Source organism: Leptospira chreensis (assembly GCF_016919165.1).
Classification (GTDB): Bacteria; Spirochaetota; Leptospiria; order Leptospirales; family Leptospiraceae; genus Leptospira_A; species Leptospira_A chreensis.
Genome location: NZ_JAFFPS010000076.1, coordinates 1 through 6027, shown reverse-complemented (window position 1 = coordinate 6027; position 6027 = coordinate 1). Strand labels below are relative to the sequence as shown.

The 6027-nt window shown below is 40.9% G+C and carries 5 protein-coding genes and 1 rRNA gene; 1 reads left to right on the top strand and 5 read right to left on the bottom strand.

Features of this window, described 5'->3' with window-relative positions; genetic code table 11:
* From rrf to JWG41_RS20420, 4 genes are all read right to left on the bottom strand, one after another.
* Positions 1-66, bottom strand: a 5S ribosomal RNA gene (rrf, locus tag JWG41_RS20435); the annotation flags it as partial.
* Between the two features lie 56 nt (positions 67-122).
* On the bottom strand, positions 123-1070 hold the full coding sequence (locus tag JWG41_RS20430; RefSeq protein WP_205271484.1) for a hypothetical protein: 948 nt from the start codon (positions 1068-1070) through the stop codon (positions 123-125).
* Between the two features lie 143 nt (positions 1071-1213).
* Complete coding sequence (locus tag JWG41_RS20425) at positions 1214-2395, bottom strand: 2Fe-2S iron-sulfur cluster-binding protein (RefSeq protein WP_205271483.1); 1182 nt, start codon at positions 2393-2395, stop codon at positions 1214-1216.
* 64 nt (positions 2396-2459) lie between these two features.
* Positions 2460-3989, bottom strand: coding sequence for a phytoene desaturase family protein (locus JWG41_RS20420; RefSeq protein ID WP_205271482.1), 1530 nt, complete (start codon positions 3987-3989; stop codon positions 2460-2462).
* A 188-nt stretch (positions 3990-4177) separates the two neighbouring features.
* Between JWG41_RS20420 and JWG41_RS20415 the strand changes: the two genes are divergently transcribed.
* Positions 4178-4807 (top strand): TetR/AcrR family transcriptional regulator, encoded by a 630-nt coding sequence (locus tag JWG41_RS20415; protein WP_205271481.1) that lies wholly within the window; start codon positions 4178-4180, stop codon positions 4805-4807.
* Positions 4808-5046: 239 nt separating this feature from the next.
* Here the strand turns inward: JWG41_RS20415 and JWG41_RS20410 are convergent, their stop codons facing one another.
* The gene (locus JWG41_RS20410; protein ID WP_205271480.1) at positions 5047-5391 is read right to left on the bottom strand and encodes an ArsR family transcriptional regulator; all 345 of its coding nucleotides are present in this window, start codon (positions 5389-5391) and stop codon (positions 5047-5049) included.
* Between the last annotated feature and the right edge of the window lie 636 nt (positions 5392-6027).

Genomic DNA, 6027 nt, shown 5'->3' with positions numbered 1-6027 from the left:
GATGAGAAGCTTGACTTCCGTGTTCGGAATGGGAACGGGTATGGCCTTCTCTCCATAATCACCAGGAGTAATTACCATTACTTCCAAGTGCACCGGATTTGCAAGTACATTTAGAAGAAAATTTACATATTTAAATCGTAAGTCACACCAAATTTTACACCGGAAACGAGGATATTGTGTTCCGCCGTCGCAGATACAAATTCCATTAAGGTTCCAATACTGCTGATTCCATTTTCACTCACACTAAAGGCAATGGGACTTTGCGATTTTGCTGTCATACGTTCGCTTTCAAAACTAGCAAACAATCGAAGTTTAGGTACAACGATAATACTTCCACCGAAACTAATCTTTTCAGAATAGAACGTATAACCACCGCTAGCGTAGTTTAAGACAACACCATTGTTATAAATTCTAAACTGTTCTGAATTGTAAGTACCAGCTGAATTTAAGAGGAAAGGACCAAACAAAAGAAAGTCAGCAAATAGTGTTGCACGATCATTCAAATCAAATTCGAACCCTACCCCAAGAAGGCCAGAAGTTCCTGTTGCATTTTTTGTATCTTGGCCTAAGTAACTTGGTGCGCCAAGTCCCAAATAACTTCCTTCCAAAGCTTGGCCCATACTACGGATCACATACTTAGGTAGGATTCTGAAATTGGAAACAGGAAAGAGTGTAACACCTAAATTGATATCTGAATAAAGCAAACGGTAGTCTGCTTCTTTGATTCCTAGTCCATTTGCATAATAAGAATTCCATTCATAACCGCGACCAAATCGGTTGATATGCAAACCGACAAAAACATTACTCAGAATTCCTGCGTTTAAGGAATGAAAATAATCAAAACCCAAATCATTGATAAGAGTCATTCCACGGTTGTTTTTCCAATCTTGGTTGTATTCCAAACCAACGATGTCACTATAAAAATTTCTCTTTTCTAAATCGGAACGAAGGCTCCCAAAAAATAAAGCACCCTTGAATCGTACGGTGTTTCCTTCAACTTTGCCTTGTGCAGACAAAGACCCGGCAAATAAAGATATAACCATCAGAAAAAAAACGATATTACGTTTCATTATTTGAATTACCTCTACCACCAATAACAACTGACAGAGGGTTGACTCAAGGAAAATTTATAGACTATTTGTTCTTTTTTAGAGCAATCTATGTCCCAATCATCTTTCACTCGATTGCTTGGGTTTGCCTTTAGTTGCCATGCTTATAACTGAATCTCTATATCTGTTGTAGGAAAAGCAACACAGGAATGGATCCAACCAAACTTTTTGTCAGACTTACGAATCTTTGCTTCTGGTGGACTAAAGACCTCTCCCGATTTAAGTTTTACCCGGCAAAGACTACACTCTCCCGAACGACAAGCATTCTCTGTAAAACATCCATTTCGTTCTAAACTATTCAAAAGAGGCTCTCCCACCTTTGCTTGGAAGGAATTGTTTCCTACTTTGATCGTTACCTCGTCCTCAGGAAGAACCGACTTCGGCCAAGCCGGCATCCGCTCTGGCATTTTCGGTGGTCCATTACTTTCGATCAGAATACGGCCTGATTTGACACCAAGTTCAGAAAGCAGTTGTGCACAATGTTCATTAAAAGGAGTCGGGCCACAGACATAATACATCTTAGATGGTGCATTGGGAAGTAATGTTTGTAATACGGGGAGACTCAATCGTCCACGATATCCTTTGTATTCAGTACTTGTTTCACGCGATAAAAACTCAGTCAAAAGAAAACGATCGTGAGCGGCCGCCAAGTCCCTTAGTTCATCAATAAAGATGACATCATTTTCATAACTATTGGAATAAATGATATGGTATCGAAACGGTTCGGATGATGCTAACATTGCTTTTAACATACTCATTGCTGGAGCAATCCCGGATCCACCTGCAATAAATACTAAATCAAAACCATGGAATAAAGGGTTATGATGAAACGAACCCATAGGCCCTGTACTTTCAAACACCTGATCCATTTCTACATCATCCAATAAATAAGGACTCACAAATCCACCTTCGGCTCGTTTGATGGTCAATTCATAGGAACTGAGATCCGTTGGTGAAGAAGAAATCGAATACGGTCTTGCCGTCGAAACTCCAGAAAGGGAAACAAATAAATTGATGTATTGACCTGCTTGAAACGGAGGTAAATTTTTTCCGTCAACCGAAACCATCACAAGGGTTTTTGTGGATGGAGTATCAATTCGAATGTTTTTGACACGTAAACGGAGACGTTTCGGGTGAAGGCTATTAATGGTTCGACGAACGAGACCTTTTTGTTCCTTAAAGTTGGAACCATTACTTTCCATCTCTTCTTTTTTTGTCACTGCTTCTCTAAATCCTACGACGGAATTGAAAACGTTTGCTTCTAACTCAAGATTGTTACCTGACATATTTCTATCTTCCTTCCCAATGGGTGATCATCATCTTAACAAACACTTTGTTTGTTATTTTATTTTAGTGAGAGTTACTTACTGATTTGCGCTGTGCTTTGAATCGTTTGAGTATCTTTCGTGCCGTGTTGTATCCATTCAAATAGGTGGGTTGGAATCCGCCCATACTCGTCCAACTGCTCGCAGAGTAAAGGCCATCAATGGCATCTAAAGATTCGCGCATAAGGGAACCATCTTGTAAGGTCTGTTTGAATCCATAAATGGCACCCCCAGGAGTATTCAAGTAACGCATCATCGTCATAGGAGTTGCTACTTCCGCTTTTTCGATATGTTCTCTAATTTTCGGATAAGCTTGTTCGACTAGTGTGATGAGTTTATCACCAAACTCATATTTTGTGGGAATATAACTTTCTGGAGGGACATCTTTCCATGCCTCCCCGTATTGTAAGGCAACAAGAGTAACAACTGCTTTCCCTTTAGGTGCTAGTTCCTCATCAATAAAGTTATAACAAGTGACCATACCCCAATCCGGAGCATCTAAAGTATACATTCGCTCTTCCGTAACTTCTGCATTGGAAGTTGTCATGACAAAGGTAGAGGCTGTTGTGAATCCAAGTTCTTCAGGGGAACAATCTAAACCAAGATATAGACAAACGGCAGAAACACCCATCCTCCTAGACTTAAAATCCTGTAATACAGAAGAAGGCGGAGTTTCCAGATCAAGCATTTCATGATAAGTAATGAGAGGACTTGCGTTAGAGACAACGGCATTACAAGTCACAGTTTCTCCTGTTTCCAAAAGAACCGCAGTGACGGCCCCATTCTCCGTTAAAATTTTTTCTGCAGCGCAGTGGAACCTTACCTCTCCTCCTGCTTCTTCAAAGGAAGAAAGAAGAGCACTCGAAAGCATTTGAGATCCACCTTTGATATGCCAAGGTTTATACACACAGTAAAAATAAAGCATCCCGATAAATTCGGCAAAGACCAGATCCGTTGTAGGAATTCCCACATAACTCCAATATGGTGTAATGACATTCATTAAGTCATCATTGGAAAAAAACTCGTTTAAAACATCAGTTGTCGAACGTAGACCATAGGCTGCAAAATTAGGACATTTGATTCGTAATTTTTCTTCATCGTTTGTTAAACGAGCCCTAGGTAGAACAAAATAATATTCATTAACCACGGCTTCACTCAGAGCAAAAAACCTTTCAATCGAATCTTCTTCTTCAGGGAAAAGATTTTTCAGATGGTTCTGTAGTTCCTTCCAATCGGCGGGTAAGGTAACATCCAACCGACCGGGCATCACAATACGATAAAGTTCTTCTTCTTGTACAAGTTCGATCTTATCAAGAACTCCAAGTTCTTCGAAAACGCGACGCATGATGAAGGGACTTGATTCTGTTCCGACACCGCTCAGTTGGTGTAAGGCTACTTCAAATTCAAAGTCTCCTCGCACAAAAGAAGTAGCACATCCCCCAGGAACATTGTGCCTCTCCAATAACAAAGTTTTTGAACCTTCGCGTTGCAACCGAGTGGCTGCCATCAAACCAGCGTTACCGGCACCAATGACAACTGTATCATAATGAGACATTCTGTTCTCCCAAAGGGGAATCCCTTTCCACCAAGCCAATCTTTACACTGTAAAGATTGCAAACATTTTTCTGCCCTTTCCTTTAAAAAAATAGGTTCCGCAAGGGACGGTAAACCCAAGATCCTCAACTTTTAGGATCCCTCCCGAAAAGACTTTACCGGTCTGCTGAGCAGGTCTTATAGGTTGTAATGGCCGAGAAGAAACAAAGTCAGAGCAAACAACTAAGTCCCTACCATCACGGTGACCTTCGCCCCGCCCTCATACAGGCCGCTCGCACTCTATTGCAAAACCAAGGACTCGAAGCACTCTCTCTGCGTTCCATTGCCGCAGCGATTGGTGTAACCCATATGGCACCTTATGCACATTTCAAAGGAAAACAGGAATTACTTCAGGCGGTAGCCGCTTCTGGGTATGATGAGTTGGCTGACAATATGCTTGTCGCACAGAAGGAAAATCCGAAAGTCCGTGGCCGCTCCCTGGCCTATCATTATGGTGTGGAATACATTCGGTTTGCTATGGGGAACCCAAACCTTTACCGCCTCATGTTAAACCAAATTGATTTAGATAAAAAATCGACATCGGAGCCAGCGGACAAAGAAATATGGATGAGTTCCCAGCGCCCTTTTCGTTTGCTCTATGCTGCCTTTGCCAGTGAACGCACAAGTAAAGAATTAGCTCATGCCAAAGCTCTTGGTGCTTGGGCGACAGTCCATGGCATTGCTTCTCTTGCCATCGACAATCATTTAGTACTACCGGAAGGAATGGACGTGTTTCAATTATTTAAAGTGACAGTGAGTTCTTCGGTGGATATGGGGTGAGATGTGGGGGGATGTAGGATAGATTTTGTTTTCATGTTGTTATGTGAAATCCCTATCTATTATTTAAGATTAAAAAGATGGAGAAATTCTCGATAAGCTTCTTTTCCATTTTCACCTTCATTCAAACACCATTCTTTAACTTTGTTTAAATCAAACGATCTAGAACAGACTGAACACCTCTATTTGCAAGGTGCCATCCAACAAATTTCCATAAATCTTCTTCGTTAACAACAGGCCAATCAGGCTCTTCCATAAATTGGTTTTCCTTTCTGTCTTGGCCTTCTTCTTGTTGAGAATATTTTTTCTTTTTCTTCCATCGATAACGATTCATAAAAAATAGCTAAAATATTCTTAATTGGTTTAACAAAAGGAGATTTGTTATTAAATGAAAAAAGTCTAGTCCTTCCCACATTTTTAGCAACAATGATACCTACTTTTTCGAACCTTTCTAACTGTAGTCGTATAGGTGTAACTGCAGTATCATAATCTTGTGCAATTGCAGCAGAATGAATTTCTGTATAGTGGTATAGGTGCAATAAAACTCTAGAGGCAGTTTTGTTTCCGAATATTCCATCTAATACCATAGATAAATGATAAAACTTGCCAATATCCCAATCAACTAAAAAATAGTCTATAGTAATTAAGAAACTTCAGCTCCTTACAACAAGCCCAACCCATTTCGCGAACAATTAGTTCCGAGTAGACGCTAAGAATTGGTGGTGGTTTAATTTATATAAACAGGATCAACTTTAACCCGCAATCCTGCGCAGCGACCCGTAGGGAGCGAGCAGGCGACATTCGCGGAGCAAACTTTGTTTGCCTAGCGAATAGTCGCGGACAGCAGCCGGCAAAAACTACGCGTCCAGAAATAAAAAAAGCGTGAACCTAAGTCCACGCTTTCGTTAAAAATTAGAACAAACATAGGCGATGTCCTACTTCCACCCCCACTCGCTTTTCCGCTCCGCGGGCGAGTGTCCGAGCCTTGCTCTATCCATTGCTATACACCACCCTATTTTTCTTTCAGAAAAATCCTAGCAGGCTTCGGCTTCTTACGGAAGCCTCACCCATTTCGCAAACGAATGAATCTAGTTATACTTATAAATTTGCGATCAAAGAATTTATTTATATAGAAAGGAATTAATTTTTAACCCGCAATCCTGCGCAGCGACCCGTAGGGAGCGAGCAGGCGACATTCGCGGAGCAAACTTTGTTTGCCTAGC

Coding starts and splice junctions, on each gene's coding strand:
- JWG41_RS20430 (WP_205271484.1), bottom strand. CDS start 1,070: ATGAAACGTAATATCGTTTTTTTTCTGATGGTTATATCTTTATTTGCC.
- JWG41_RS20425 (WP_205271483.1), bottom strand. CDS start 2,395: ATGTCAGGTAACAATCTTGAGTTAGAAGCAAACGTTTTCAATTCCGTC.
- JWG41_RS20420 (WP_205271482.1), bottom strand. CDS start 3,989: ATGTCTCATTATGATACAGTTGTCATTGGTGCCGGTAACGCTGGTTTG.
- JWG41_RS20415 (WP_205271481.1), top strand. CDS start 4,178: ATGGCCGAGAAGAAACAAAGTCAGAGCAAACAACTAAGTCCCTACCAT.
- JWG41_RS20410 (WP_205271480.1), bottom strand. CDS start 5,391: ATGGTATTAGATGGAATATTCGGAAACAAAACTGCCTCTAGAGTTTTA.